Genomic DNA, 26,941 nt, shown 5'->3' with positions numbered 1-26,941 from the left:
GACTAAGGGAATGAGAATCAGGGAAATGAGCAAAGGCGCGAGGAGATGCGCCATATTGGGAGGAGTGTCATGATCAAGCGTCTATTGGCGGCGACCGGCATCGCTACTTTGTGCCTGGTGTCGGCTGCATCGGCTGCCGAAAACGTCGAAATGTGGGTCCGGTCGGGGATCGGCGACGCGTTCAAGAAGGTCGTCGAGGCTTATAATTCCAGTCATGAGAACAAGGTCGTGATGACCGAAGTGCCGTTCTCCGAGCTGGTGCAGAAATATGCGACGGCAATCGCCGGCGGACAGGCGCCGGATGCCCTGTCGATGGACCTCATCTACAATCCCGCCTTTGCCGCGGCCGGCCAGCTGGAAGACCTGACGGACTGGGCGAAGTCGCTGCCCTATTTCAACTCGCTGTCGCCGTCGCATGTCCGCCTCGGCACCTATCAGGACAAGATCTACGGCCTGCCGCTCTCTGTGGAAACATCGGTTTTCGCCTGGAACAAGGATCTCTACAAGAAGGCCGGCCTCGACCCGGAAAAGGCGCCGGCCAACTGGGACGAAATCACCGCCAATGCCGAGAAGATCCAGGCTCTCGGTGACGATACCTACGGCTTCTATTTCTCCGGCGGCGGCTGCGGCGGCTGCATGATCTTCACCTTCACCCCGCTCGTCTGGGGTGCGGGCGCCGACATCCTGTCGGCCGACAGCAAGAAAGCGACGCTCGATACGCCTCAGATGCGCAAGGCCGTCGACATCTACCGCAACATGGTCAGGAAGGACCTCGTGCCGGCGGGTGCGGCCAGCGACAACGGTACGAACTTCCTGACCTTCACCAATGGCAAGATCGGCCAGCAGAGCCTCGGCGCCTTTGCCATCGGTACGCTGGTGACCCAGCATCCTGAGATCAATTTCGGCGTGACCCTCATTCCCGGCGTCGGCGGCAAACCGTCGTCCTTTGCCGGCGGCGACAATTTCGTCATCACCAAGGGAACGAAGAAGATCGACGCCGTGAAGGAATTTCTCGAATACATCTATTCGATGGACGGCCAGAAGATCATGGCGAAATATGGCAGCCTGCCGACACGCGGCGACATTGCCGATAAGGTGCTCGAAGGTCTCGACCCGCGCATGCAGGTCGGTCTGAAGGCAATCAGTGTCGCCAAGACGCCCTATACGCTGCAATTCAACGACCTGATCAACAGCGCCAACGGTCCCTGGGCAAGCTTCACCAATGCGGCGATCTTCGGCGACGATGTCGACGGGGCGTTCTCCAGCGCCCAGTCGGAAATGCAGTCGATCATCGATAGCGGCCAATAACTCTCCCAAGGCCGCGGCCGGGGAGCGGTGGCAGCTTCCCGGCCAACTTCAATTGACAGATGCGGAGCGTTTGATGACCGGTTCCGGTTCAGAGACTCTATTGCCTCGGCGCAGGCGGCGGCGCAGATCCAACTGGCGCGGCCTTGCCTATATCGCGCCGGCCATGGCGCTGGTCATCGTCTTCTTCATCATGCCGGTTCTCTTCACGGGGTGGATGAGCCTTCATAACTGGCCGCTGATGGGGGCGTCGCGCTGGATCGGCTTCAACAATTATTTCCGAATGGTCAACGACACTCGCTTCATGGCGGCACTGAATTTCACCGCCTATTACACCGTGATCGTCACCATTGCGATCTTTGCCGTCGCCTTTCCGCTGGCAATCTTCGTCGAGAAGGAACGGCAGTTCGTCAGCGCCTACCGCACAATCATCTTCCTGCCTGTCGTGGTCGGCCTTGCCACCGCCTCGCTGCTCTGGGTCTGGCTTGCCAATGTCGATAGCGGCTTCATCGGCCCAGCCTTGAAGGCGCTCGGTCTTCTGGAAAAGAGCCCCAATCTGCTTGCGACCTTCGACACGGCCTTTCTGACTGTTGTGGTGATGGTCGTCTGGAAGATCGCCGGCTTCACCATGATCATTCTGCTGACCGGGCTTCAGGCCATTCCGCCCGAGCTGACGGAGGCGGCCCGCATCGACGGCGCCGGCCGCTGGCAGCGTTTCCGGCATCTGACGCTGCCGCTGATGCGTAAGACGATCGCGCTGGCGCTGATCGTCTCGGTCACCGGCTCGATCCTTGCCTTCGACCAGTTTTACATCATGACGGCGGGCGGACCGCAGAACAAGATGATCTCGGTGGTCTATTACGTCTTCAACCAGTCCTTCGTCTCCTTCAATCTCGGTTATGGCGCAGCGCTTTCGATCGCCCTTCTCGCCATCCTGGTTGCCATCAGCATCGTCCAGCTCTGGCTGCTTCGCGTCGGGGAGGAGCGTCCATGACGACGTCAAGGCAACGCCGCGCCCGCAAGGCCATCCGCACGAAGTCGGCCTATCATCTCACCGGCATCGCCATTTCGATCTTCTTTCTGGCGCCCTTCGCGATCACGCTGCTCGCCTCCTTCCGGCCGGGTGCCGAAGCCAGTCTGCCGCCCTTGCCGCCGTGGCCGACATCCGGGGTCAGCTTCGATGCCTATGCGCTGCTCGATACGTTCGGCGCCGGCATCTGGCAGCACATGATCAATTCGCTGTTGGTGTCGGTCGCCACCGTGGTGCTGACCGTTCTGGTCAGCCTGCTCGCGGGCTATGGCTTCTCGCGTTATCGCTTCCCGATGAAGAATGCGCTCTTCGTGCTGATCATCGCCACGCTGATGATTCCGTTCCAGTCGATCCTGACGCCGCTCTTCATCATCCTGGCAAAACTCGGCCTCAACAATTCGCTGCTCGGGCTGACCCTCGTCTATGTGACGCTGCAGCTGCCTTTCTCCGTTTTCATGATGCGCAATGCCTTCGATGCCGTGCCGAAGGAAATCGAAGAGGCCGCGCGCATCGACGGCGCGCGCGATCTGAGGCTCCTGGCGCGGGTTCTCCTGCCGCTGGTGCTTCCCGGTGTTGCGACGGTGGCGATCTTTGCGTTCCTCAATGCCTGGAACGAGTTTCTCGCCGCGCTTGTGCTGCTCTCGAGCAATGAGAAATACACCCTGCCGGTGCTGATGACGGCAGTTCGCGCCGGGCGGCTCGGCGCCATCAACTGGGGAGCGGTGCAGGCCGGTGTCGTCGTCATGACGATCCCCTGCCTGATCGTCTTCCTGCTCCTGCAACGCTACTACATGCGCGGGCTGATGGCCGGCGCGGTGAAATGATCCCAAGAAGGTAGAGCCCATGACCAAGTCAAGCAACGACCGCCAGTTTCGCCCCGTCGCCGTTCCCGATGTCGAGCTCGGCGGGTTCTGGGGCAAATGGCAGGATGCCGTCTGCAATTCGACCGCCGAGACCCTGCTCGACCGCTGCGTCGAAGCCGGCATGCTCAAGGCGATCGACGTCAGCCAGCCGAGCCCCGGCGTCGTCATTCCCATTCAGCCGTGGGGCGGGACGACGCAGATGTTCTGGGATTCCGATCTTGGCAAGTCGATCGAGACTATCGCCTATTCGCTTTATCGCCGGCCGAACCCGAAGCTGGAGGCTCGGGCCGATGAGATCATCGACATGTATGAGCGGATGCAGGATAAGGACGGTTATCTGAACGCCTGGTTCCAGCGCGTCGAGCCATCCCGCCGCTGGACCAACCTGCGGGACCATCACGAGCTCTATTGCGCCGGCCACCTGATGGAAGCCGCGGTCGCCTATTATCAGGCGACCGGCAAGCGCAAGCTGCTCGACATCATGTGCCGCTTCGCCGACTACATGATCAAGGTTTTCGGCCATGGAGAGGGTCAAATACCAGGCTATTGCGGCCATGAGGAAGTCGAGCTGGCACTGGTCAAGCTCGCTCGCGTGACCGGCGAGAAGAAATATCTCGACCTCTCGAAATTCTTCATCGATGAGCGCGGCACCGAGCCGCACTTCTTCACGGCCGAAGCGGCTCGCGACGGCCGGAGCGCTGCCGACTTCCATCAGAAGACCTATGAATATGGTCAGGCGCACTTGCCGGTACGAGAACAGACGAAGGTCGTCGGCCATGCCGTGCGCGCCATGTACCTCTATTCCGGCATGGCCGACATCGCCACCGAATACAAGGACGACAGCCTGACGGCAGCTCTGGAAACGCTCTGGGACGATCTGACGACCAAGCAGATGTACATCACCGGCGGCATCGGCCCGGCCGCGTCCAACGAAGGTTTCACCGACTATTACGACCTGCCCAATGATACGGCCTATGCGGAAACCTGCGCCTCTGTCGGTCTGGTCTTCTGGGCAAGCCGCATGCTCGGGCGCGGGCCGGACCGGCGTTACGCCGACATCATGGAGCAGGCCCTTTATAACGGCGCGCTGCCCGGCCTTTCCACAGACGGCAAGACCTTCTTCTATGACAATCCGCTCGAAAGTGCGGGCAAGCACCACCGCTGGAAATGGCACCATTGCCCCTGTTGCCCACCGAACATCGCCCGGCTGGTGACGTCGATTGGCTCATACATGTATGCGGTTGCCGATGATGAGATCGCCGTACATCTCTATGGCGAAAGCACCGCCCGGCTGAAGCTTGCCAACGGCGCCGAGGTGGAGTTGGAACAGGCCACCAACTATCCGTGGGACGGCGCCGTCGCCGTCACGGCCAAGCTGGCAAAGCCGGCCCGGTTTGCACTGTCGCTGCGCATTCCGGACTGGGCGGAGGGCGCAACCCTCAGCGTCAACGGGGCGATGCTCGACCTCGATGCTCATGTCCGCGACGGATATGCGAGGATCGACCGCGAATGGGCGGACGGTGATAAGATGGCCCTCTACCTGCCGCTGGCGCTTCGCCCGCAATATGCCAATCCGAAAGTGCGCCAGGATGCCGGCCGCGTCGCCTTGATGCGCGGTCCGCTCGTCTATTGCGTGGAAACAACGGACAATGGCAAAGATCTCAACGCCATCGTTCTGCCCCGCGAACTCCCGGCCGCCGAAACCGTCGTGCTGAAGGACCTCAATGATGCCGTCGCCCTCGATCTCAAGGTCGAGCGTGAGGAAACATCGAATTGGGGCAATTCGCTCTACCGCAAGGCGCCGGCCGAAAGGCGGGTCGCCACCGCACGCTTTGTGCCCTATCATCTCTGGGACAACCGCGCGCCCGGAGAGATGCTCGTCTGGGTCCAGGCGGACAAGTAGGTCGTTTGGGGATGACGAACGGTATGGGTAACAAGAGCGTCGTCCTTCAGGACGTGCGAAAAAGCTATGGCAATCTGCAGGTGGTCCATGGCATCGACCTGACGATCGAGGAGGGCGATTTCGTCGTCTTCGTCGGTCCGTCCGGCTGCGGAAAATCGACGCTGCTTCGGATGATCGCGGGTCTTGAGGACGTGACCGATGGGGAGATCGAGATCAAGGGACGTGTTGTCACCGATCTCGATCCGTCCGAGCGCGGCATCGCCATGGTCTTCCAATCCTACGCGCTCTATCCGCATATGAGCGTGCGCGACAACCTGGCCTTCGGACTGAAGATGGCGCGTACGAATGGTGCGGAGATCGAGACGCGCGTCAAGGCCGCCTCGGCGATCCTGAAGATCGACCATCTGCTCGACCGGCGGCCCGGGCAGCTTTCCGGCGGCCAGCGCCAGCGTGTGGCGATCGGCCGGGCGATCGTGCGCGAGCCCGATGTTTTCCTGTTCGACGAACCGCTCTCCAATCTCGATGCAGAGCTGCGCGTTTCCATGCGCATCGAGATCGCCCGCCTTCATCGCGAGCTCGGCAACACGATGATCTATGTCACCCATGATCAGACCGAGGCGATGACGCTCGCCGACAAGATCGTCGTGCTGCGTGACGGTCGCGTCGAGCAGGCCGGAACACCGCGCGAAATCTACGAGAATCCTTCGAATACATTCGTGGCGGGCTTCATCGGCTCGCCGAGGATGAATCTCCTGAATGCTCGATGGGGCGAAGACGGTCTGGTCGACGTTGCCGGCGGGCGCGTCGAAAGTGGCCTGTTGCCGAAAGACAGGCCGGCCGGTGCGGCCGTGACGCTCGGTCTGCGGCCGGAGCATCTGAAGGTGGCCCCGGAGCTCACAGGCAGCCTGACGGCAAGGGTCGATTTTTCGGAATATCTCGGCGGAACGCAGTATCTCTACTGCCAGCTCTGCGATGGCCAGTCGCTCACCGTCGAGCACCGGTCGCCGACCAGCATTGCTGCCGGGGAAGAGGTCAGCCTGCAGTTTGAGCCGTCGAATTGCCGATTGTTCGACGAAGGCGGCAATCGGCTGCGATAATCGCCGCCCGAGCCCTCACCCGACAAGATCGAGTTTCATCAGCGCCGACGCGCGCTGCCGGGCCTGCCTGTCGGCGTTGAAGACATCGTCCATGCCGGCAGCCGGCGGCAGGCCGGCCAGATCATCCATGACTCTCTCGGTGACCTCGGCCATGGCGAGGAAGGACAGGCGCCCTTCGATGAAGGCCTCGAGCGCCACTTCCTTGGCGCCGTTCAGCACCGCGCCCTGAACGCCGCCGCGCGTCATCGCAAGGCGCGCCAGCCGCAGGGCGGGGAACCGCACCTCATCCGGCGCTTCGAAATCCAGTCTCGCGAGCCTTGCGAAATCCAGCCGCTCGACCGGCAGGTTCGGCCGGCGCGGAAAGGACAGCGCGTACCCGATGGCGGTGCGCATGTCAGGTGCGCCGAGCTGCGCCAGTACCGAACCGTCGGTATAGCCGACCATGGAATGAATGATCGACTGCGGATGGAAGATCACCTCGATCTGCTCGGGCTTCAATCCGAAAAGGTGGCGGGCTTCGATCATCTCCAGCGCCTTGTTGAACATCGAGGCGCTGTCGATCGAGATCTTCAAGCCCATCGACCAGTTCGGATGGGCGCGCGCGGTTTCCACCGTCACATCGGCCATCTCCTTCAACGAGGCGGTGCGGAAAGGGCCGCCCGAGGCGGTCAGGATGACACGCTCGACGGCATGGCGCTGGTTTTCTTCCAGCACCTGGAAAATCGCATTGTGCTCGCTGTCGACGGGAAGCAGCCTGCCGCCGCCGGCGCGGATCGCCCCGATGAAGAGATCGCCGGCCGAGACCAGACATTCCTTGTTGGCAAGGGCGATATCGGCACCACGGCGTGCAGCGGCAAGCGTCGGCGCCAGACCCGCGGTGCCGACGATTGCCGCCATCACCCAGTCGGCTTCGCGGTCGGCTGCTTCCATGAGGCCGGATTTCCCCGACGCGACCGCGATGCCGCTGCCGGAAAGTTCGCTTTTCAGCGCTTCATAATGCCGGTCGTTTGCCGTCACCGCCAGCCGCGCGCCGAAGGATCTGGCCTGCCGGGCGAGCAGCTCGACATTGCCGTTGCCTGTCAGAACGGAAATTTCGAAGTTCTCCCGCCCGCCCAGATGTTCGACAACATTGAGGGTATTGCGGCCGATCGACCCGGTGGAGCCGAAGATGCTGAGGCGCCGCGGCGCGGTTTTGCCGGTCATCATTTGGAATTTCGCGAAAAATGTCTCTCGTAGGCTCAGGCTCTACTAGGGTTTGGAGGGTGCGGCAAGTGTGCGGTGCAGCAGATATCAGCCCTGCAGGGGTTTACAGGGCGGCGGCGGGATGTGATGCTTATGGCATTCCTGAAGGGGATGTGATTCCCCTGCGGCCTCTCGTAGGCACATGGGCAATCGGGCCGCTGTGCGGCCATTGAAAAACGGGCACTTGGCTGCCCTCGGCTTTTTCGGCCAACATTAAATCGAGGATGACATCGGGATGAACGGCTTGGCCGTGCTGCCCGTCCACGTTCTCTGCGGGCACTTTGGTGCGGTATCGTGCCATTCGATGACCGGCACGTGTCAGGTCAAAGCGATCGGATCACATGACGATATTCAGAATAATCATCCTTCTTTTCGCCATCCTGTCTTCGCTGAGCGCGGCTGCAAAGGCGGACGACCTGCTGATCTGGTCGCCTGCCAAGGTTTCGGATCGGTCGTACAAGGCGACGATGGGTTTTCGTCTGCCGACGGAATGGGAGACGAGCGCCGGCGCCGACCTCGCATTGGCAGCGACAAAAGGCGGTGCGCCGCTGCCCCATTCCGAACAGGCCATGCTTTGGGGCAGGATCAGCAAGACGAGTGTCACGCCGGCAGGTCAATCACAGCAGGGCGCCAGGGTCAGCGTCGATACGCTGCGCGGCAGCGGCGCGCTGACACTCAGCCGCTCGCGCAGCTGGATCCTGTCGGATTCGCTCGACATGCAATCGAGCCGCTCCGTCAGCGTCCGTTACGACCCGGTCGATGCCAGGGAGACTTCGGTGACGGCGTCGCAGGCGCTGAAATTGATCCATCCCTGGACGGGAACCTCGCTTTCGGCCGGCGCAGGCATCAGCAACGCCAGCGGCGACTTCTCGAGCACGGTGGCGGTCAACCAGGCGATCCTGCCTAACCTCAACCTCGATGCCTCGGTCAGCAATCCGTTCTCGCCCGATCAGGCCGGCAGCGTCAATCTTCGCTATCGCGTGCAGTGGTAGCGGTACGAAACCAAACGAGGCTGGTGGCGTTTCTTCTTCAGGTTTTTCGGAGGAATGGAATATGGTTTTCAAAGAGCCGACATTTCACGGGCTTGCGCCCGAAATGGAAGCGGAGATCGCCAATCGCGCATCTCTCGAGGCCGCCGTCGCCAATGCATTGGCAATTGCCGGCGGCATCGATGCGTCGGATGTGGAAGTGACGATGGAGGAAGATCAGGTCGTGTTGACAGGCACTGTTGGTACGGTCGGGGAGATCGAACGGGCAACCGCCGTCGCCAGGGCGGTGGAAGGCGTGACCGCGGTGCAGAACCGAATCCTGCTCAGCGGGTCTGCTAGGGGCGACCCGCATTGATATTATCGAAACTCGCTTGCGATCGCCGGTCTTGCCGGGCGCACGCTGTTACGCCGGCGCTCGGCTGATCAACCTGCGAAGCGCTCGACGAGGAAGGATGAACCTTCCAGGCGATCGGTCTTCGCTGCGGTCACCGGCCCCTGCGGCTGATAGGCGATGGCAAGCAGCAGAGCGCTGACGGCGACATAGGCGATTGCCAAAAGAGTCATCTTGATACGCATGATGCGTTCTCCCATTTTCGCGATAAACGCGGCCGATGTCGCGAAGTTCCTGATGGCGAAATCAGAGGAAAGGCCCGACCAGGGGAGGAGCGGCCGGGCTTTTCGTGCATAGACACTGCCTTATCGGCAGATCCGGGTCTCCTTGATGATCGTATGGCCGTGACGGCGGATTCTTTCCGTCTTGGTGAAGCAATCATCGGAGACGCGGCGCATCATGTGATGGCGGTAGTAGGGCCGGTGGCGATAATAAGGGCGCTCCGAATCGCCATAATAAGGACGCGGGTTATCGGTGGTGATAGTCACGCTTGCCGCCTGGGACGGCATGGCGGAAAGGATGGACGCTGCAGCGAGCGTGCAAGCAAGAATGAACTGTTTCATGACGAGCCTCTCTTTCTCAGTTGCTCACGGGAGCGACTTGTTGGTCATAGTCTCAACTCGCCGGAAGCGCCGCCGGTTCAATCACATAGCGTTACCGATTGTGTCGAAGGCAGAAACCTTTGCAGCCGCGGATCGTTAGCGCAGGAAACAGCCGGAGACCACGGTCGTGGGACAGATTGCAAGGATCATCGCCCTTGTCGCCGGACTTGCCGGCGGCACGGTCTTTTCGCAAGCGCCTGAATTTGCGCAGCAATATCGCCAGCGGATCGGCGGCGCGATCGATGAGCTGCGTGTCATCGTCGAGGACTTCAACCGCCAAGCCGCCCAGCATCAGCTCGACCGCGAGCAGGCGCTGAACGCCTATGCCCAATCTTCCGACGATTTCCTGCGCGACCGCGGCGTCTCGATGCAGAGCACGATCGCGCGTTACGAAGAACTGCAGTCGCAGCAACTGAAACTCAGCACCGCCGCCCCCGTCGCCAAGCCCTTCGTGCTGCTGAGGAATGCGGATGATGTGGTTTTCGCCAATACCTGGCGCGACTTCGTGCCCGGGATGCCGATGAGCTTTGCCGGCCTCGTCTGGGGCGCCATCGGTTTTGTCGGCGGATCGGTTGTGGCGGCGCTGCTGGGATTGGGGGCACGACGCGTTGGACGCCGACGAGCCTATCGTCAGGTGCCGTGAGCATATACGGGAGTCAGGCGCCGCCCTGCTGCCCATCTTTAAGACGAGATCAGTCATTCCACTCCTCCCGCAGCATGCGAGGAAGCAGACGACTTAAAGCAAGCGGCCGCTGCACGACGCCCTGCCTAGCTCAATGAAGAACGGCGATGGCCGTTACGCCAGCTTCGTCCGCGGCGCGAATAATCGCCGCCCTCAGTTGCTCAGATTTAGCGTTACCCTTCACGACGTCCAGGCAGATTTCAATCGCAGCAAGGAACTCCTTTCCGTCGTCGTAAGGGAACTCGTTCATCAGCGCGTGGGCGGCCCCCACGGCCGTCCTGACGGAAAAAAGCCGTTCCGGGTTGTTAAAGAGAAGGATGACGGGATCGAATTCGATCGAAGTGCCCCATTCCATTACACAATACTCCTGATGGGATGGCATATTGTTAACGGTGCAAGGGGCGTGCCACTGCGCGCGACGGTTTACGCAAAAGCTGGCATGGCATCGAAAGGCAATGAATTGGCACCTCGAAAGAGGGCACAATGCATCGTGAACGGGGATGCTCACAGCCGAGCTCGACATCATCTTTGAAGGTATAAGCCGGAGAAATCCGATGTCAGCCACGTATCGAGCCGCTTGCCGCTGCCTCGTTTGAATCCCTGGAAATCAACGGAAGCAGCTGCAAAACGATTGCGACATGCGGCGGCAACATTTCGATGTAGATTGTTTGATAGTGGTGATCCCGGCGCGATTCGAACGCGCGACCCCCAGATTAGGAATCTGATGCTCTATCCTGCTGAGCTACGGGACCACTTGCACGCCATGCATACAAAAGGCTTGGCGCGAAGCCAAGCCTTAATTCTTGTCAAAGGCCGAGGCGTTGTTCGGCGAGGCGGACCCAGTAGGAGATGCCGTGGGCGATGGCTTCGTCGTTGAAGTCGTAGGCCGGGTTGTGCAGGCCGGCGCTGTCGCCGTTGCCGATGAAGATGAAGGCGCCGGGGCGGGCGTTGAGCATGTAGGAAAAGTCCTCGCCGCCCATCATCGGATCGATTTCGGCATTGACGTTGACCTCGCCGGCAATGGCGCTGGCGACGGCCACCGCATGCTCGGTTTCGTCGGGATGGTTGACGGTGACGGGGTAGTTGCGGTTGAAGCTGATTTCGGCCTCGGCGCCATGGGCTGCGACCAGGCCTTCGACGATCTGCCGGAAGCGTTTTTCGGCAAGCGTGCGCACCTCGCTGTCGAGGGTGCGCACGGTGCCGGCGAAGGTCGCGTCATTGGGGATGACGTTATGGGCGAAACCGGCATTGAACTTCGTCACCGAAACGACGACAGAGCTGATCGGATCGGCGGTGCGCGAGGCGATCATCTGCAGATTGCCGACGATCTGGGCGGCGATGGCGATCGGGTCGATCGTCCGGTGCGGCTGGGCGGCGTGGCCGCCGCGGCCCTTGATGGTGACGGTGAATTCGTCGGTCGCCGCCATGATGGCGCCCTTGCGGATCGCGAACTGTCCGACGGGCAGGCCCGGCAGGTTGTGCATGCCGTAGACCTCTTCGATGCCGAAGCGCTCCATCATGCCATCCTTGACCATCAGATTGCCGCCGCCGCCGCCTTCTTCGGCGGGCTGGAAGATGACGGCGACATTGCCGTTGAAATTGCGGGTTTCGGCGAGATATTTCGCGGCGCCGAGCAGCATGGCGGTATGGCCGTCATGGCCGCAGGCATGCATCTTGCCGGGCGTCTTCGAAGCCCAGGGCTTGCCGGTGACTTCGGTCAGCGGCAGGGCATCCATGTCGGCCCGCAGGCCGATCGTGCGGCGGCCTTCGCCCTTGCCCTTGATCAGGCCGACGACGCCGGTGCGGCCGATGTCGGTGACGATCTCGTCGACCCCGAATTCCTTGAGTTTTTCAGTGACGAAAGCGGCCGTGTTTTCCACCGCGAAAAGAAGCTCGGGCCGGGCATGGATATGGCGGCGCCATTCGGCGACTTCGTCCTGCAATTCGGCGGCTCTGTTCAAAATCGGCATATTGGCTTTCCTGTTATCAAATCCCGACAATCGTTCGTCGCTTCAATGGGCGTGAGGCCCATGCAAATTACTTCGTCAATGACCTTTGCCATGTCATAGCCATATAGGCTAGATAGATGAAGGTTGCGAGATTTTCCGGACATCTGAAGGACGAACCGTGTCGACGAGCCACTTCCGTTTGTTTGCCGCCATGCGGCCGTTTCGTTTCATGATTGCCGCGACTGCCGCTTTTGTCGCCTCCGTTTCGCTCGTTCAGGCCAATCCGCATATTCTCGTCGACGTGCAGACAGGCCGCGTCCTCGAACACGAAGAAGCCTTCCGCAAGTGGTATCCGGCCTCGCTCACCAAGCTGATGACCGTCTATACCGTCTTCGATGCGATCCGCGCCGGTCAGATCAGCCTCGATACGCCCATCGTCATGAGCAAACGCGCCGCCGCACAGCCAGCCGCCAAGATGTATTTCAAACCGGGCCAGAAGCTGACGCTCGACAGTGCGTTGAAGATCCTGATGGTGAAATCGGCCAACGATATCGCGGTTGCGGTCGCAGAAGCCGTCGGCGGTACGCAGGAAGGTTTCGTGACTCGGATGAACGGCGAGGCGCTGAAGCTCGGCATGACGGATTCGCATTTCGTCAATCCGAACGGCCTGCCCGGCAAAGGCCAATACACCACGGCGCGTGACCTGGCGGTGCTGACGGTGGCGTTGCGCCGCGATTTTCCACAATATGCCGCCTATTTCGCGCTCGAGGGCTTCACCACCGGCCAGCAGAACGTGCCGAACCTCAACATGCTGATCGGCCGTTTCGCCGGCGCGGACGGCATGAAGACGGGTTTCATCTGCGCCTCGGGCTTCAACCAGATCGGTTCGGCGACGCGCAACGGCCGTACGCTCGTTTCCGTCGTGCTCGGCACGGACAGTCTCGCGGCGCGTGCCGATGCGACGGCGAACCTTTTGCAGAAGGGCTTTACGACGCAGTTTCCCGGAAACGAGACGCTCGGTTCGCTGAAGCCCTACGGGCCGGGACAAGACCAGGTGACCGACATTACCGCCGATATCTGCAGCGCCAAGGGCGCCAAGGTGCGCAGCGAAACGCGAGACGAGGTCGGCCGCATGAAGGTGCACTCGCCCTATATTCTGGAAATGGACCACGACCCGCAATTCGTCTTCGCCGGCCTCATTCCGGGGCAGGACCCGCAGCCGCCTCAGCAGCCGGAAAAGGTGGCGACCGGCGATACGGCTGGCGGCATCGCCAACGTCCCGGTGCCGCTGCCGCGCCCGACCGCGTTTTAAGACAAGATGGGCTTCTAAGGTAAGGCAGATATGAGCGCGTTCAACGACAGGATTCCGGTCACCATCCTGACCGGCTTTCTCGGCGCCGGCAAATCGACGCTGCTGAACCGCATCCTCAAAGACCCTGACATGAAGGATGCGGCTGTCATCATCAACGAATTCGGTGATGTCGGCATCGACCATCTGCTGGTCGAAAGTTCCGGCGATTCGATCATCGAATTGTCCGATGGCTGCCTCTGCTGCACCGTGCGCGGCGAGCTTGTCGACACGCTGGCGAACCTGATGGACGCCGTGCAGACGGGCCGCGTCAAGCCGGTGAAGCGCGTCGTCATCGAAACGACCGGCCTTGCCGATCCGGCGCCCGTCATGCAGGCGATCATGGGCAATCCCGTCATCGCCACGAATTTCGAACTCGACGGCGTCGTGACGGTCGTCGATGCGGTCAATGGGCTGCAGACGCTCGACAATCACGAGGAAGCGCGCAAGCAGGCGGCCGTTGCCGACCGGCTGATCGTCTCGAAGACATCGATGGCAGGCGCAACGGCCGGGCTGGAACAGCGCTTGCGGGCGCTCAATCCACGCGCGGCGATGATGGATGCCGACGGCATGGACGCCGGCAGCGCCGCGGTGCTGGTGAACGGGCTCTACGATCCGGCGACAAAGATCGCCGATGTCGGCCGCTGGCTGCAGGACGAGGATGCGCATGAGGCGCATCACCACAATCACGGCCACGATCATGATCACGATGGCGATCACCATCACCATGGCCACCGCCATGATCACAGCCATGCGGGTCAGGATCCGCACGACGTCAATCGTCACGATGCCTCGATCCGGTCTTTCTCCATCGTCGAAGAGAAGCCGATCGATCCAATGGCGCTCGAAATGTTCATCGATCTCCTGCGCTCGGCCCATGGCGAGAAGCTGCTGCGGATGAAGGCGATCGTTTCGGTCTCCGATCGGCCGGAACGGCCGTTGGTGCTGCACGGCGTCCAGAGCATCTTCCATCCGCCGGTGCGGCTACCGGCGTGGCCGGATCCACAAGACCGTCGCACGCGCATGGTGCTGATCACCAAGGACCTGCCCGAGGCCTTCGTGAAGGATCTCTTTGACGCCTTCCTCGGCAAGCCGCGGATCGATACACCGGATCGTCAGGCGCTGTCCGACAACCCTCTCGCCATTCCGGGTTTGCGCATCTAAAGGCGCCGCATTGTGCTATCCGAAAATCGAGTCCGATTTTCAGGCCGATGCGCTGGCGGCATGTTTCACCGCTTGCGGATCAGGAAGCGATGACCGCTCTCCGTCTTTTCCGTCTCGACCAGTTCGTGGCCGTCCTCATTGCAGAAATGCGGCATGTCGATCACCGCCATCGGATCGCTGGTATCGACGAGGATGAGCGTGCCGCTTGCCATGGCGGCAAGCTTCCGGCGTGTCTTCATCACGGGGAGTGGGCATTTCAAGCCGCGAAGATCGTAGAGAGCGGGGTTCAAGCCGTTCAGTTCCGCGCCCAGAACTTCCAGAACGGCTTCTTTGCCGCGGCTTCTGCCGTCTCCTGTGGTTCCGGCGCGGGCGCGGTATAGGCGAGCGGATTCTGCATCGGCACCGGCACGACCGCAGGCGTCGCGGCGGCGACGGTCGTTGCCTGCGGCTGGGCCGGCGTTGCGGGTGTGGCGCCGGCTGCGGAGTTGGCGGTGAGGCTCTGCGTCGTGCGCTTGGCCATCAGGTCTTCCAGTTCGGCGACCTTGACCATGCGGCCGGCTTCGAGCGAGGTGCCGGTCGGCGCGAAGGCGAGTTCGCGGCCCTTGCGTGTCTTGGCGACGACGGCTTTGCGCTCGGCTTCGGACGGGTCGTACCAGGCCATGCCGTCATATTTGCTCATCGCCTTGGCGTAGTCGGCGTCATAGGTTTTGCCGTAGGAGGCCAGGGCTGCCGCCAGTGCCGGCGGCGTCGACATGGCAGGGCATTTGCCGGCGGCATTGAAGGCGCCGCCATCGGTTGCCTGCTGGTTGAAGACATATTTCTTCTCGCAGACGTTCACCTCGGGCGGGCGCTTCGTCACTTCGAAATTGTCGTAGCCGACCTTCAGCATCTTCCAGAAGTCGTTGTTCGGATCGAGACGATGCTTGACCATGTTTTCCGCCGTCATGCGGAACGGGAAGGCCTGCAGCTGCACGGTCGACTGGCCGCCCTTGAAGGCGTCGCGGGCGAACGCATAGATCTCCAGCACCTGCTGGTCGGTCATCGAATAGCAGCCGGAGGACGAGCAGGCGCCGTGGATCATCAGATCGGAGCCGGTGCGGCCGTTCACCGCGTCGTAGCGGTTCGGGAAGCCGGTGTTGATCGCCAGATAATATTTGGAATTGGGATTCAGGTTGGCGCGCGTCAGCTCGTAGAAGCCTTCCGGCGCCTGCCGATCGCCGGTCTTGACCTTCGGACCGAGGCGGCCGGACCAGGCGCAGATCTTGTAATCGGCGATCTTGTCGAAGCGGTTGTCGGTCTTCGCTTTCCATATCTCCATTGCACCTTCTTCCTTGAAGATGCGGATCATGATGGGCGAATTGCGGTCCATGCCCTTGGCTGCCATGGCGTTGAGGATATGGGGAGGGAGCGGCTGCTCGACCTTGTTCTTGACCTTGGAGAGATCGACCTGCGCCACTTCCAACGTGTCATTGCAGCCGGTCAGAGCCAGCGCCATGAGGGAAACATAGGCAAAATGACGTATGCGCATCCAAATTAGCCCATAAAGATAGTGCGACCCGGTCCGCCTATGGAGTTCGGGCACTGGAAGGAATCATAAGCGGTTTATACTTTATAAAACCTTACCAGCCTATGACGTGCCCCGAACATCCCCGCAAGCGCGAATGTTACAGATAATATCAATGTGGCCAAGATTTGGCCCCAATCGCTGAAAAGCGCAACTTGTCTTAGAGGTTGCGGCCCATATTGAGGAATTTCTGACGCCGCTCGTTGCGCAGCTGTTCGCCGGAACGCGATGCCATTTCGCCGAGCGCATTGGCGATTACATCGCCGGTTGCGGCTATCACGCTGTCGGGGTCGCGATGGGCGCCGCCGAGCGGCTCGGAAATGATGCCGTCGATGACGCCGAGCGATTTCAGGTCTTCGGCGGTGATCTTCATGTTGGTCGCCGCTTCCCGGGCGCGGGTCGAATCGCGCCAGAGGATGGAGGCCGCCCCTTCCGGCGAAATGACGCTGTAGATTGAATGCTCGAGCATATAGACCCTGTTGCCGGTGGCAATTGCGATCGCGCCGCCCGAGCCGCCTTCGCCAATGACGACGGAAACCAGGGGAACCTTGACGCCGAGGCACATTTCTGTCGAACGGGCGATCGCCTCGGCCTGGCCGCGCTCTTCGGCGCCGACGCCGGGATAGGCGCCGGCCGTATCCACCAGCGAAATGACAGGCAGGCCGAAACGGTCGGCCATCTCGAGGATGCGGATCGCCTTGCGGTAGCCTTCCGGGCGGGGGCTGCCGAAATTGTGTTTCAGGCGGGACTTGGTGTCATTGCCCTTTTCCTGGCCGATGACGGCGACGGGCTGACCGCGAAAGCGGGCAAGCCCCGCCTGGATCGCAGCGTCCTCGGAAAACTTGCGGTCGCCGGCAAGCGGCGTGAATTCCTGGAACAGCGTCTTGGCGTAATCGACGAAATGCGGGCGCTGTGGATGGCGGGCAACCTGCGTCTTCTGCCAGGCATTGAGCTTGGAATAGATTTCGACGATCGCTTCGCGGACGCGAACCTCCAGCCTGCCGATCTCATCGGTGGTGTCGATGCTCTCGTCTTCCGATGCGAGCTTCTTCAGCTCGATGATCTTGCCTTCGAGGTCGGAGATCGGCTTTTCGAAGTCGAGATAATTGTGCATGAGGTGCGTTTCCGTTCCTTGTGCCCGGGGCGTTTTCCTGGCTCCGCCCCTTGTCGCCGGTCCTATTCGTGCTTTTTCGCCTGTTTGGCAAGGGGGTGATGCGTCTGGACGAGCTGCTGCAGCCTCTCTTCGAGCACATGCGTGTAGATCTGTGTGGTCGAAATGTCCGAATGGCCGAGGAGTTCCTGCACGACGCGCAGATCGGCGCCGTTGGCGAGCAGATGGCTGGCAAAGGCGTGACGCATCACGTGTGGCGAGATCAGCGACGGCGTCAGGCCGGCGCGGATCGCCAGGTTCTTGAGGTCGCGGGCGAAAACCTGACGCGGCAGATAGCCCTCCTTCGAGGCGGCCGGAAACAGCCAGGGGCTTTCCTGCGGCTCCTTGGCCGCGGCATTTTCGGCCGCCAGCAGCCGGCCGTAGGATTTCAAGGCTCTGATCGCCGACTGCGACAACGGCACCAGCCGCTCCTTGTTGCCCTTGCCGCGGATCATCAGGAAGCGGCCTTCCTGGTCAAGGACGCGGGCGGGAAGCGAGACGAGTTCGCTGACGCGCATGCCGGTGGCATAAAGCAGCTCCAGCAGCGCCAGCATGCGCAGGCGCTGCAACTGGCCCGGGGCCGGATCGTCGGCCTCGGTCTGCGCTTGGGAAAGAAGCCTGCCGACCTCCTCGACCCCCATCGTCTTCGGCAGTGGCCGCCCCTTCTTCGGCGCGTCGAGAACGCCTGTGGGGTCGTCGGTGCGCAGGCCCTCGGCATAGAGGAACTTGTAGAATTGCCGCATGGCGGCAAGCCGGCGTGCCTGCGAGGAGGGCTTGAAGCCCTGGCGCGCCAGCGAGGCGAGATAGGCGGCCAGGTCGGTGGAGGCGGCTTCGGTCAACCTTATGCGGCGGCCGTTCAGGAAAGCGCTGACATCGTCGAGGTCGCGCTGGTAGGATTGCAGGGTGTTGGCGGCAGCCCCACGTTCGGCGCTCATCATTTCCAGGAAGGATTCCACGTGGACGCGGCTTAGATCCATCTCACTCACTTCCCGGTCGTGTCGATCGTGCCCGTCGCCGGCGGGTTGACCCGCTCGGAGGGAATACGGATCGTCACGTCGCGCTGCTGCGGCTCGACGAAGGTCACGAGCGCCCACATCGCTCCGTAAACCGTCCCGGCGAGGATCGCGCAGAAGAACAGGAAACGGAACAGGGTCGGCATCCGGCAACTCCTTCATGCTCTGCTTCTGTTATAAGAAGCGTATTCGCAAGTGCAAGAAGCGCCATTCAAGCCATGATTCCCTTGTCCGCGACTTGACGCTCCACCTGCATTTGTCGATACGGTTTGCAAACAAAGTGTGAATGGACCGATGAGTGAACCACTGCTGACCGTTGCTGACAGCCTGAAAGTCAGAGCTCGCGCTGCGCTCGGTTCACGCAATCTGGTCCTCGTCGGTCTGATGGGCGCCGGGAAATCCTCCGTCGGGCGTATCGTCGCCAGCCAACTCGGCATTCCCTTCATCGACAGCGATCATGAAATCGAGCGGGTGTCGCGCATGACGATCGCCGAACTTTTCGCAGCCTATGGCGAGGAAGAGTTCCGGGCGTTGGAAACGCGGGTGATGAAACGGCTCCTCAAGAGCGGACCACGTGTCGTCTCCACCGGCGGCGGCGCCTTCATCAACGACCGCACGCGCAGGCATATCAAGAAGGGCGGCCTTTCGATCTGGCTGAAGGCGGACCTCGACGTGCTTTGGGAGCGGGTCAACAAGCGTGACACGCGGCCACTGCTCAAGACCGAAAATCCGAAGCAGACCCTCGAAAGCCTGATGAACGCGCGTTACCCGATCTATGCGCAGGCAGACCTCACCGTACTCTCGCGTGATGTGCGCAAGGAAATCATGGCAGACGAGGTGCTGAAGGCCGTGGCCGAACAGAAAGAAAGTGCAGCATCATGAATGCGATAAGCTCCACCTCATCAGTCCAGACGGTGCATGTGCCGCTCGGCGAGCGCGCCTACGACATCCTGATCGGGCCGGGGCTGATTGCGCGGGCCGGCGCCGAGATCGCCTCGCGTCTCAAGGGCCGCAAGGCGGCCATCATCACCGACGAAAATGTCGCTCCGCTCTATCTCGAGACCCTCGCCGCGAGCCTGAATGCGGCAGGCATCGTCTCGGCCGAGGTCGTGCTGCCGGCCGGCGAAAAGACGAAGAGCTTCGAACATCTCATTGATGTCTGCGACAAGGTGCTCGAAGCCCGGGTCGAACGCAACGACTGCGTGATCGCGCTCGGCGGCGGCGTCATCGGTGACCTTTCCGGCTTTGCGGCCGGCATCGTCCGCCGCGGCGTACGCTTCGTGCAGGTGCCGACTTCGCTGCTGGCGCAGGTCGATTCCTCTGTCGGCGGAAAGACCGGCATCAATTCCCCCCGCCATGGCAAGAATCTGATCGGCGTCTTCCATCAGCCGGATCTGGTCCTGGCCGATACGGATGTGCTGAATACACTGAGCGAGCGGGAATTCCGCGCCGGCTACGCCGAAGTCGCAAAGTATGGGCTGATCGACAAACCGGATTTCTTTGCCTGGCTGGAAGCGAACTGGAAGTCGGTGTTTACGGGCGGCTCCGCCCGCATAGAGGCCATCGCTGCCAGCTGCCAGGCGAAAGCCGATGTCGTCGTTGCCGACGAACGTGAGACCGGCCAGCGGGCGCTGCTCAATCTCGGCCACACGTTCGGCCATGCGCTGGAAGCGGCGACCGCCTATGACAGCCGCCGCCTGGTGCACGGCGAGGGCGTTTCGATCGGCATGGTGCTGGCGCATGAATTCTCCGCACGGATGAACCTTGCCAGCCCCGACGATGCGCGCCGCGTCGGGCGGCATCTGCAGGCGGTCGGCCTGCCGACCCGGATGGCCGAAATTCCGGGCGAGCTGCCGCCAGCCGAGGTGCTGATGGATGCGATCGCGCAGGACAAGAAGGTCAAAGGCGGCAAGCTCACCTTCATCCTGACGCGCGGCATCGGCCAGTCCTTCGTCGCCGATGACGTTCCGGCCTCCGAGGTGATCAGCTTTCTCCGGGAAAAACACCCCTGATGACGATCGAAGGCGCTCTGGCATTTTTCGCGACTTATTGGCCGGAGATCCTTTCAATCACGGCGCTCGTGCTGACGTCCGCCTTCTTTTCCGGCTCGGAAACCGCGCTGACCGCCGTTTCGCGCAGTCGCATCCATACGCTGGAGGTCAACGGCGACGAGCGCGCCGGGCTCGTGCGCCAACTGATCGAGCGGCGCGACCGGCTGATCGGCGCGCTGCTGATCGGCAACAATCTCGCCAATATCCTGTCCTCCTCGATCGCCACCAGCCTGTTTCTCGGGCTGTTCGGCAGTTCCGGCGTGGCGCTGGCGACGCTGGCGATGACCGTTATCCTGGTCATTTTCGCGGAAGTGCTGCCGAAGAGCTGGGCGATCTCGACGCCCGACCGCTTCGCGCTTGCCGTCGCACTGCCGGCCAAGCTCTTCGTCACCGTCGTCGGCCCGGTTTCCTCCTTCGTCAATGCGATCGTTCGGCGGATCCTGGCGCTGTTCGGCATCAATCTCTCGCGGGAAATATCGATGCTGACGGCGCATGAGGAGCTGCGCGGGGCCGTCGACCTGCTGCATCGCGAGGGATCGGTGGTGAAGGCCGACCGCGACCGCCTCGGCGGCGTGCTCGACCTCGGCGAGCTGGAACTGTCTGATATCATGGTTCACCGCACCAAGATGCGGGCGATCAATGCCGACGATCCGCCGGAGGCGGTGGTGCGCGCCATTCTGGAAAGCCCTTATACGCGCATGCCGCTCTGGCGCGGCACGATCGACAACATCATCGGCGTCGTCCACGCCAAGGATCTGCTGCGCGCGCTTGCCGAGCCGAACATGGAGCCGCAGAACCTCGATATCGTCAAGATCGCGCAGAAGCCGTGGTTCGTGCCCGACAGCACCAACCTCGAAGATCAGCTCAATGCCTTCCTGCGCCGCAAGCAGCATTTCGCCGTCGTCGTCGACGAATATGGCGAGGTGCAGGGCATCGTCACGCTCGAGGATATTCTCGAGGAGATCGTCGGCGACATTTCCGATGAGCACGACATCGAGATTCAGGGTGTCCGCCAGGAAGCGGATGGTTCGGTCGTCGTCGACGGCGGCGTGCCGATCCGCGACCTGAACCGTGCGCTCGACTGGAACCTGCCCGACGAGGAGGCGACGACGATCGCCGGCCTCGTCATCCATGAATCGATGACCATCCCGGAAGAGCGCCAGGCCTTCACTTTTTACGGGAAACGTTTCGTCGTCATGAAGCGGGAGAAGAACCGCATCACCAGGCTGCGCATCCGTCCGGCCGGGGAAGACGGTGCCAAGCCGACCTGATCGGCTTGGCACGATCGGTTCCTATATGAGCTGCGGTCCTACCATCGCGTCGCCTCGCCGGGTGCCGCCGGTTCGACGGCCAGCGCATGCAGGCCGGCATCGAGTTCCGGTTTCAGCAGGTCGGTGATCGCCCGGTGGCGCGCCAGGCGGGAGAGGCCGGCAAATTTTGCCGAAACGATCCTCACCCGCATGTGGGTTTCGCCGGTGCCTGTGATGTCAGGCTGGTGGCCGGCATGCAGATGGCTTTCGTCGATGACGCTCAGACGTTCGGGCGCGAAGGCTTCGACAAGTTTTTCTTCGATGCGGGTCCGCAGGGTCATCATCCGGTCTTGCTGCTTCGCGAAAAGGGTTCCCACCAAGCCAGCAACATTCCCATTTGTCAATTCTTGTTGTCGCCTCGCGACAGCCTCATAATTAGCGCCGCCATGAGACTTGATTCCAAATATTTCGATCGCATCCGCACGCGCCGCAAACGCGAGCAGGAGGCGGAGCAGGCACCGCCTACCTGCCAGTGGGACGGCTGCGACAAAAAAGGCTCGCATCGCGCTCCCGTGGGACGCAATGCGGAAGGCCAGTTCTTTTTGTTCTGCTTCGAGCACGTCAAGGAATACAACAAGGGCTATAATTATTTCTCCGGGCTTTCGGACGGCGAGATCGCGCGCTACCAGAAAGAGGCGATCACCGGCCATCGTCCGACATGGACCGTCGGCGTCAACAAGTCGGCCAAGGATAGTCCGCTGCATTCCGAGGTGCGCTCCGGCGCCTATACACGGGTTCGCGATCCCTTCGGCTTCGTCAAGGAAGGCGGCAAGGGCAGCGGCCCGCGCTTTCCCCAGACACGCAAGCTGAAATCGCTCGAAAGCAAAGCCTTCGACACGATGGGCCTCAACGCCAATGCGACGTCGGCAGAGATCAAGAGCCGCTACAAGGAACTGGTCAAGAAGCACCATCCGGATGCCAATGGCGGCGACCGCGGCTCGGAAGAGCGTTTCCGCGCCGTCATCCAGGCCTATCAATTGTTGAAGCAGAACGGTTTTTGTTAATTCCCGTCCTTGCTCTTGGGCTTCAATCGGGTATGGTCCAAATCGGCTGAGGCCGCAGGCAAACGCGGCTCCTATCTGCGTGTTTTCCCGACATCGCCTCGGCCGACCTTCCGGACGCGGCGTTTCTTGTCCGGGACTCTTTCAAGAATGCTCGCACGCGGTCATTATCCCGCCGAGGTTTCGTTTCAGTCCCGGAGAAGTATCGCCGACGTTCCGACCTGGACGGGCGCGGAATAAAATCGCGGCGTCACGGTTGCGACATGGCCTGAGACAGTTTGGCCGGGTGGCTTCACCCGCCTTGGAGACATGATGAGCAAGATCGACCTCGATATTTCAGAACTGCCCGATACCACCGTTTCGGTCCGCGAGACCTTCGGCATCGACTCCGACATCCGCGTTCCCGCCTACAGCAAGGGCGACGCCTATGTGCCGGATCTCGATCCCGACTACCTGTTCGACCGCGAGACGACGCTCGCCATTCTCGCAGGCTTCGCGCATAACCGTCGCGTGATGATCTCCGGCTATCACGGCACGGGCAAATCCTCGCATATCGAGCAGGTGGCGGCGCGCATCAACTGGCCCTGCGTGCGCATCAACCTCGACAGCCATGTCAGCCGTATCGATCTCGTCGGCAAGGACGCGATCGTCGTCAAGGACGGGCTGCAGGTCACCGAATTCAAGGACGGCATCCTGCCCTGGGCCTATCAGCACAATGTCGCGCTCGTCTTCGATGAATATGATGCCGGCCGTCCCGACGTGATGTTCGTCATCCAGCGGGTGCTGGAATCGTCAGGCCGCCTGACGCTGCTCGATCAGAGCCGCGTCATCCGGCCGCACCCGGCCTTCCGCTTGTTTGCCACCGCCAATACGATCGGCCTCGGTGACACCACGGGCCTCTATCACGGCACGCAGCAGATCAACCAGGCGCAGATGGACCGCTGGTCGATCGTGACGACGCTGAACTACTTGCCGCATGATCACGAAGTGAACATCGTCGCCGCCAAGGTGAAGAGCTTCGGCAAGGACAGGGAAGGGCGCGAGATCGTCTCGAAAATGGTCCGCGTCGCCGATCTGACGCGCGCCGCCTTCATGAACGGCGATCTTTCGACTGTCATGAGCCCGCGCACTGTTATTACCTGGGCCGAGAATGCCGAAATCTTCGGCGACCTCGCCTTTGCCTTCCGCGTCACCTTCCTCAACAAGTGCGACGAGCTGGAGCGCCCGCTGGTCGCCGAGCACTATCAGCGCGCCTTCGGCGTCGAGCTGAAGGAAAGTGCTGCCAACATCGTCCTCGGAGCCTGAGGCCCGACCGATCATGGCAGCTCGCGGTGACAATTCGAAAGCAAAACCCGGCGCGCCGGTCGACGTCGAGCCGTTGCGCCGGGCGATATCCGGTTGCGTCCGCTCGATCGCCGGCGACGGCGATGTCGAGGTGACCTTCGCCAATGAACGGCCTGGAATGACCGGCGAGCGCATCCGTCTGCCGGAGCTTTCCAAACGGCCGACGGCGCATGAGCTGGCGGTCACCCGCGGGCTCGGTGATTCCATGGCGTTGCGCCTGGCCTGCCATGACGAGAAGATGCATACGACGATGGCGCCGCAGGGCTCGGACGCCCGGGCGATCTTCGATGCGGTCGAGCAGGCGCGTGTCGAATCGATCGGGACACTGCGCATGGAGGGCGTGGCGGCGAACCTGCGCTCCATGACGGAAGAGAAATATTCCAAGGCGAATTTCACCGGCATCGAGCGCCAGGAAGACGCGCCGATCGGCGAAGCCGTCGCCATGATGGTGCGCGAGAAGCTGACCGGCCAACGCCCGCCGGCCTCGGCCGGCAAGGTGCTCGATCTCTGGCGCGGTTTCATCGAAGACAAGGCGGGGGCTGAACTCGGCAACCTGTCGGGCGCGATCAACGACCAGCAGGCCTTCGCCAAGGTCGTCCGCAACATGCTGTCGGCCATGGAAATGGCCGAGGAATACGGCGACGACGACAGCGAAGCCGACAATGACGATCAGTCGGAGCAGGAAGACCAGCCGAGCGGCGATGAGCAGGACCAGGACGAGGTCGACGAGGATGCCGGCACCGATGCCGCGCCCGTCGAGGACAGTGAAGTCTCCGACGAGCAGATGGAGGACGGTGAGACCGAAGGCGCCGAAATCTCCGACGACGACATGATGGAAGAGGGTGAGGACGATTCGGAAACGCCGGGCGAGACCCGCCGTCCGAACACGCCTTTTGCCGATTTCAACGAGAAGGTCGATTATCACGTCTATACCGAAGAGTTCGACGAGATCATCACCGCCGAGGAGCTCTGCGATGCCGCCGAGCTGGAGCGCCTGCGTGCCTTTCTCGACAAGCAGCTGGCGCATCTGCAGGGCGCGGTCGGGCGTCTCGCAAACCGGCTGCAGCGCCGCCTGATGGCGCAGCAAAACCGCTCCTGGGATTTCGATCTGGAAGAGGGCTATCTCGATACGGCCCGGCTGCAGCGCATCATCATCGATCCGATGCAGCCGCTCTCCTTCAAGATGGAGCGCGACACACAGTTCCGCGACACGGTCGTCACCCTGCTCATCGACAATTCCGGCTCCATGCGCGGCCGGCCGATCACGGTTGCCGCCACTTGCGCCGATATTCTTGCCCGCACGCTGGAACGCTGCGGCGTCAAGGTCGAGATTCTCGGCTTTACGACCAAGGCCTGGAAGGGCGGGCAGGCGCGTGAGACCTGGCTTGCCGGCGGCAAGCCGCAGACGCCGGGTCGTCTCAACGACCTGCGTCACATCATCTACAAATCGGCCGACGCGCCGTGGCGGCGCGCACGCGCCAATCTCGGGTTGATGATGCGCGAAGGCCTGCTCAAGGAAAATATCGACGGCGAGGCGCTGATCTGGGCGCATAACCGCCTGCTCGCCCGCCGCGAGCAGCGCCGCATTCTGATGATGATCTCGGACGGCGCGCCGGTCGACGATTCGACGCTGTCGGTCAATCCGGGCAATTATCTCGAGCGGCATCTGCGCGCCGTCATCGAGCAGATCGAGACGCGCTCGCCTGTCGAATTGCTGGCGATCGGCATCGGTCACGACGTGACGCGCTACTATCGCCGCGCCGTGACGATCGTCGATGCGGACGAGCTGGCCGGGGCGATGACCGAACAGCTTGCCTCACTCTTCGAAGATCAATCCGCCCAGCCGCGCGGCGGCCGGCTACGCCGTGCCGGCTGACGCTCCTGGAAGGAAACACGTGGAATGATGGTCAAGCGCCTCTGCCGTGCGGCATCGGTCTTGCTCTGCCTGGCAGGGGGCGCTTCCGCGGCGATGGCCGGCGACGAAATACCCGTCATTGGCCGACAAATTAGCGATTTCAGGATCGGATCGTCGGAGACGACGTTCGGATCGCTGGAATTTCTCGGCGGGCTGGAGATGGTTTCCAGCCGCGCGCTGTTCGGCTCGCTTTCCTCCATCCGTTTCCGGCAGGACCAGAAACACTTCATCGTCGTCCTCGACACCGGCCAGTGGCTGACCGGCAGCATCGAGCGCGATGCGAGGGGCAAGCTTTCGGGCCTTTCTCAGGTCGAGATCACCCCGATGAAGAACCGCGCCGGCCGCAGCCTCGAGGGCAAGGGCTATATGGATGCCGAGGGCCTGGCGCTCGACGGCGACCGCATTCTGGTCTCTTTCGAGCAAAATCATCGCGTCGATGCCTATCCCGATCCCGGCTTTGCCGCATCGCGCGCGATCGCGACCCTGCCGATCCTGATCCCACGCAAGATGCTGAGCGACAATCGCGGTATCGAAACCATAGCCGTGGCGCCCGCCTCCAGTCCATTGAAGAGCGGCGTGGTCGTCGTCTCCGAGCGCGGTCTCGACAGCGAGGGCAACCGGATGGCGGCTATTCTCAGCGGCCCGCTGAAAGGGCTGTTCTCGATCAAACGCGACGGCAGCTTCGACGTGACCGACGGTGCCTTCCTGCCGGACGGCGACCTGCTGCTCCTGGAGCGGCGGTTCAATATGGCCGAAGGCATAGGAATGCGCCTTCGGCGCATCAAAGGCGCCGATATCCGGCCGGGGGCGATCGTCGACGGCGAATTGCTGATCGAGGGCAATTTCAACTCGCAGATCGACAATATGGAAGGGCTTGACGTGTTCCAGGCCTCCGACGGCACGGTCCATGTCATTATGGTGTCGGACGACAACCACTCGATCCTGCAGCGCAATCTGATGCTGGAATTCCGGCTCGCCGATCGCCACGTGCTCAGCGCGGCGTCGGATTGACGTCACATGCCTCGGCT

Annotated in this window: 28 protein-coding genes and 1 tRNA gene; 17 read left to right on the top strand and 12 right to left on the bottom strand. The window is 61.9% G+C overall.

The genetic code is table 11. The features are described 5' to 3' along the window. The first annotated feature begins 69 nt into the window (after window positions 1-69). The 5 genes from AMK02_RS19490 to AMK02_RS19470 all read left to right on the top strand — a co-directional run bounded on the left by AMK02_RS19490 (window position 70) and on the right by AMK02_RS19470 (window position 6,198). Window positions 70-1,308, top strand: a complete 1,239-nt coding sequence (locus AMK02_RS19490; protein WP_064805352.1) for an ABC transporter substrate-binding protein — start codon at window positions 70-72, stop codon at window positions 1,306-1,308. A 73-nt stretch (window positions 1,309-1,381) separates the two neighbouring features. Further along, window positions 1,382-2,299 (top strand): carbohydrate ABC transporter permease, encoded by a 918-nt coding sequence (locus tag AMK02_RS19485; protein ID WP_064805350.1) that lies wholly within the window; start codon window positions 1,382-1,384, stop codon window positions 2,297-2,299. Continuing rightward, window positions 2,296-3,159, top strand: coding sequence for a carbohydrate ABC transporter permease (locus AMK02_RS19480; protein ID WP_011427038.1), 864 nt, complete (start codon window positions 2,296-2,298; stop codon window positions 3,157-3,159). Before AMK02_RS19485 ends, AMK02_RS19480 begins: the two co-directional genes overlap by 4 nt. A 19-nt stretch (window positions 3,160-3,178) precedes the next feature. Then, window positions 3,179-5,101, top strand: coding sequence for a glycoside hydrolase family 127 protein (locus tag AMK02_RS19475; RefSeq protein ID WP_064805348.1), 1,923 nt, complete (start codon window positions 3,179-3,181; stop codon window positions 5,099-5,101). Window positions 5,102-5,112: 11 nt separating this feature from the next. Then, complete coding sequence (locus AMK02_RS19470; RefSeq protein WP_064805346.1) at window positions 5,113-6,198, top strand: ABC transporter ATP-binding protein; 1,086 nt, start codon at window positions 5,113-5,115, stop codon at window positions 6,196-6,198. A 15-nt stretch (window positions 6,199-6,213) separates the two neighbouring features. On the opposite strand, the gene dxr is transcribed toward AMK02_RS19470, so the two are convergent. After that, window positions 6,214-7,404 (bottom strand): 1-deoxy-D-xylulose-5-phosphate reductoisomerase, encoded by a 1,191-nt coding sequence (gene dxr, locus AMK02_RS19465; protein ID WP_064805344.1) that lies wholly within the window; start codon window positions 7,402-7,404, stop codon window positions 6,214-6,216. Window positions 7,405-7,781: 377 nt separating this feature from the next. Here dxr and AMK02_RS19460 point away from each other — a divergent pair, with 377 nt between their 5' ends. Continuing rightward, the gene (locus AMK02_RS19460) at window positions 7,782-8,432 is read left to right on the top strand and encodes a hypothetical protein (RefSeq protein WP_064805342.1); all 651 of its coding nucleotides are present in this window, start codon (window positions 7,782-7,784) and stop codon (window positions 8,430-8,432) included. Between the two features lie 61 nt (window positions 8,433-8,493). Then, a complete protein-coding gene (locus AMK02_RS19455; protein WP_064805340.1) occupies window positions 8,494-8,784 on the top strand; it encodes a BON domain-containing protein in 291 nt (96 codons plus the stop codon). Between the two features lie 68 nt (window positions 8,785-8,852). Here AMK02_RS19455 and AMK02_RS31805 read toward each other — a convergent pair whose 3' ends face one another. After that, window positions 8,853-9,005 (bottom strand): hypothetical protein, encoded by a 153-nt coding sequence (locus AMK02_RS31805; protein WP_164517809.1) that lies wholly within the window; start codon window positions 9,003-9,005, stop codon window positions 8,853-8,855. A gap of 120 nt (window positions 9,006-9,125) precedes the next feature. Beyond that, window positions 9,126-9,383, bottom strand: a complete 258-nt coding sequence (locus tag AMK02_RS19450) for a hypothetical protein (protein WP_064805338.1) — start codon at window positions 9,381-9,383, stop codon at window positions 9,126-9,128. A 166-nt stretch (window positions 9,384-9,549) separates the two neighbouring features. Here AMK02_RS19450 and AMK02_RS19445 point away from each other — a divergent pair, with 166 nt between their 5' ends. Continuing rightward, window positions 9,550-10,065, top strand: coding sequence for a DUF2937 family protein (locus AMK02_RS19445; protein ID WP_064805336.1), 516 nt, complete (start codon window positions 9,550-9,552; stop codon window positions 10,063-10,065). A 130-nt stretch (window positions 10,066-10,195) separates the two neighbouring features. Here the strand turns inward: AMK02_RS19445 and AMK02_RS19440 are convergent, their stop codons facing one another. The 3 genes from AMK02_RS19440 to AMK02_RS19430 form a co-directional block, all read right to left on the bottom strand. Next, on the bottom strand, window positions 10,196-10,459 hold the full coding sequence (locus AMK02_RS19440) for a DUF982 domain-containing protein (RefSeq protein ID WP_064805335.1): 264 nt from the start codon (window positions 10,457-10,459) through the stop codon (window positions 10,196-10,198). A 320-nt stretch (window positions 10,460-10,779) separates the two neighbouring features. Further along, a tRNA-Arg gene (locus tag AMK02_RS19435) sits at window positions 10,780-10,856 on the bottom strand. Between the two features lie 54 nt (window positions 10,857-10,910). Then, window positions 10,911-12,074: a M20 aminoacylase family protein gene (locus tag AMK02_RS19430; RefSeq protein WP_064805333.1), complete on the bottom strand. Its 1,164-nt coding sequence runs from the start codon at window positions 12,072-12,074 to the stop codon at window positions 10,911-10,913. Window positions 12,075-12,231: 157 nt separating this feature from the next. On the opposite strand from AMK02_RS19430, the gene AMK02_RS19425 reads away from it, so the two are divergent. Both AMK02_RS19425 and AMK02_RS19420 read left to right on the top strand, forming a co-directional pair. After that, complete coding sequence (locus AMK02_RS19425) at window positions 12,232-13,365, top strand: D-alanyl-D-alanine carboxypeptidase family protein (protein ID WP_064805331.1); 1,134 nt, start codon at window positions 12,232-12,234, stop codon at window positions 13,363-13,365. A gap of 30 nt (window positions 13,366-13,395) precedes the next feature. After that, window positions 13,396-14,565, top strand: a complete 1,170-nt coding sequence (locus tag AMK02_RS19420) for a CobW family GTP-binding protein (RefSeq protein ID WP_064805329.1) — start codon at window positions 13,396-13,398, stop codon at window positions 14,563-14,565. 65 nt (window positions 14,566-14,630) lie between these two features. On the opposite strand, the gene AMK02_RS19415 is transcribed toward AMK02_RS19420, so the two are convergent. The 5 genes from AMK02_RS19415 to AMK02_RS31800 all read right to left on the bottom strand — a co-directional run bounded on the left by AMK02_RS19415 (window position 14,631) and on the right by AMK02_RS31800 (window position 18,438). Then, complete coding sequence (locus AMK02_RS19415; RefSeq protein WP_064805327.1) at window positions 14,631-14,855, bottom strand: sulfurtransferase TusA family protein; 225 nt, start codon at window positions 14,853-14,855, stop codon at window positions 14,631-14,633. 5 nt (window positions 14,856-14,860) lie between these two features. Beyond that, the gene (locus tag AMK02_RS19410; RefSeq protein ID WP_064805326.1) at window positions 14,861-16,093 is read right to left on the bottom strand and encodes a L,D-transpeptidase family protein; all 1,233 of its coding nucleotides are present in this window, start codon (window positions 16,091-16,093) and stop codon (window positions 14,861-14,863) included. Window positions 16,094-16,289: 196 nt separating this feature from the next. Beyond that, on the bottom strand, window positions 16,290-17,243 hold the full coding sequence (locus AMK02_RS19405; RefSeq protein WP_011427025.1) for an acetyl-CoA carboxylase carboxyltransferase subunit alpha: 954 nt from the start codon (window positions 17,241-17,243) through the stop codon (window positions 16,290-16,292). Window positions 17,244-17,305: 62 nt separating this feature from the next. Next, window positions 17,306-18,256 (bottom strand): site-specific tyrosine recombinase XerD, encoded by a 951-nt coding sequence (gene xerD, locus AMK02_RS19400; RefSeq protein ID WP_064805324.1) that lies wholly within the window; start codon window positions 18,254-18,256, stop codon window positions 17,306-17,308. 5 nt (window positions 18,257-18,261) lie between these two features. After that, window positions 18,262-18,438, bottom strand: coding sequence for a hypothetical protein (locus AMK02_RS31800; RefSeq protein WP_020922424.1), 177 nt, complete (start codon window positions 18,436-18,438; stop codon window positions 18,262-18,264). Window positions 18,439-18,586: 148 nt separating this feature from the next. Here AMK02_RS31800 and AMK02_RS19395 point away from each other — a divergent pair, with 148 nt between their 5' ends. From AMK02_RS19395 to AMK02_RS19385, 3 genes are read left to right on the top strand one after another with little or no spacing between them, the layout of a single operon-like run. Continuing rightward, window positions 18,587-19,174 carry a shikimate kinase gene (locus tag AMK02_RS19395; protein WP_064805323.1) on the top strand — a complete coding sequence of 196 codons (588 nt, stop codon included), beginning with the start codon at window positions 18,587-18,589 and terminating at the stop codon, window positions 19,172-19,174. After that, window positions 19,171-20,304, top strand: coding sequence for a 3-dehydroquinate synthase (aroB, locus tag AMK02_RS19390; protein WP_064805322.1), 1,134 nt, complete (start codon window positions 19,171-19,173; stop codon window positions 20,302-20,304). The genes AMK02_RS19395 and aroB overlap by 4 nt, the downstream gene beginning before the upstream one ends. Beyond that, the gene (locus tag AMK02_RS19385) at window positions 20,304-21,614 is read left to right on the top strand and encodes an HlyC/CorC family transporter (RefSeq protein ID WP_189636983.1); all 1,311 of its coding nucleotides are present in this window, start codon (window positions 20,304-20,306) and stop codon (window positions 21,612-21,614) included. The genes aroB and AMK02_RS19385 overlap by 1 nt, the downstream gene beginning before the upstream one ends. Window positions 21,615-21,652: 38 nt before the next feature. Here AMK02_RS19385 and AMK02_RS19380 read toward each other — a convergent pair whose 3' ends face one another. Further along, a complete protein-coding gene (locus tag AMK02_RS19380) occupies window positions 21,653-21,937 on the bottom strand; it encodes a BolA family protein (RefSeq protein WP_170961494.1) in 285 nt (94 codons plus the stop codon). A 102-nt stretch (window positions 21,938-22,039) separates the two neighbouring features. On the opposite strand from AMK02_RS19380, the gene AMK02_RS19375 reads away from it, so the two are divergent. From AMK02_RS19375 to AMK02_RS19360, 4 genes are all read left to right on the top strand, one after another. Continuing rightward, window positions 22,040-22,657, top strand: a complete 618-nt coding sequence (locus AMK02_RS19375) for a J domain-containing protein (protein WP_064805318.1) — start codon at window positions 22,040-22,042, stop codon at window positions 22,655-22,657. Between the two features lie 309 nt (window positions 22,658-22,966). Next, a complete protein-coding gene (cobS, locus tag AMK02_RS19370; protein WP_064805316.1) occupies window positions 22,967-23,959 on the top strand; it encodes a cobaltochelatase subunit CobS in 993 nt (330 codons plus the stop codon). A gap of 13 nt (window positions 23,960-23,972) precedes the next feature. Further along, window positions 23,973-25,874 carry a cobaltochelatase subunit CobT gene (gene cobT / locus AMK02_RS19365; protein WP_064805314.1) on the top strand — a complete coding sequence of 634 codons (1,902 nt, stop codon included), beginning with the start codon at window positions 23,973-23,975 and terminating at the stop codon, window positions 25,872-25,874. 24 nt (window positions 25,875-25,898) lie between these two features. Next, on the top strand, window positions 25,899-26,924 hold the full coding sequence (locus AMK02_RS19360) for an esterase-like activity of phytase family protein (RefSeq protein ID WP_064805313.1): 1,026 nt from the start codon (window positions 25,899-25,901) through the stop codon (window positions 26,922-26,924). Window positions 26,925-26,941 lie beyond the last annotated feature (17 nt).

This window comes from Rhizobium sp. N731, from assembly GCF_001664145.1.
Lineage (GTDB): Bacteria > Pseudomonadota > Alphaproteobacteria > Rhizobiales > Rhizobiaceae > Rhizobium > Rhizobium esperanzae.
The sequence above is the reverse complement of the archived record's forward strand: the minus strand, read 5'-3'. Positions and strand labels throughout refer to the sequence as shown.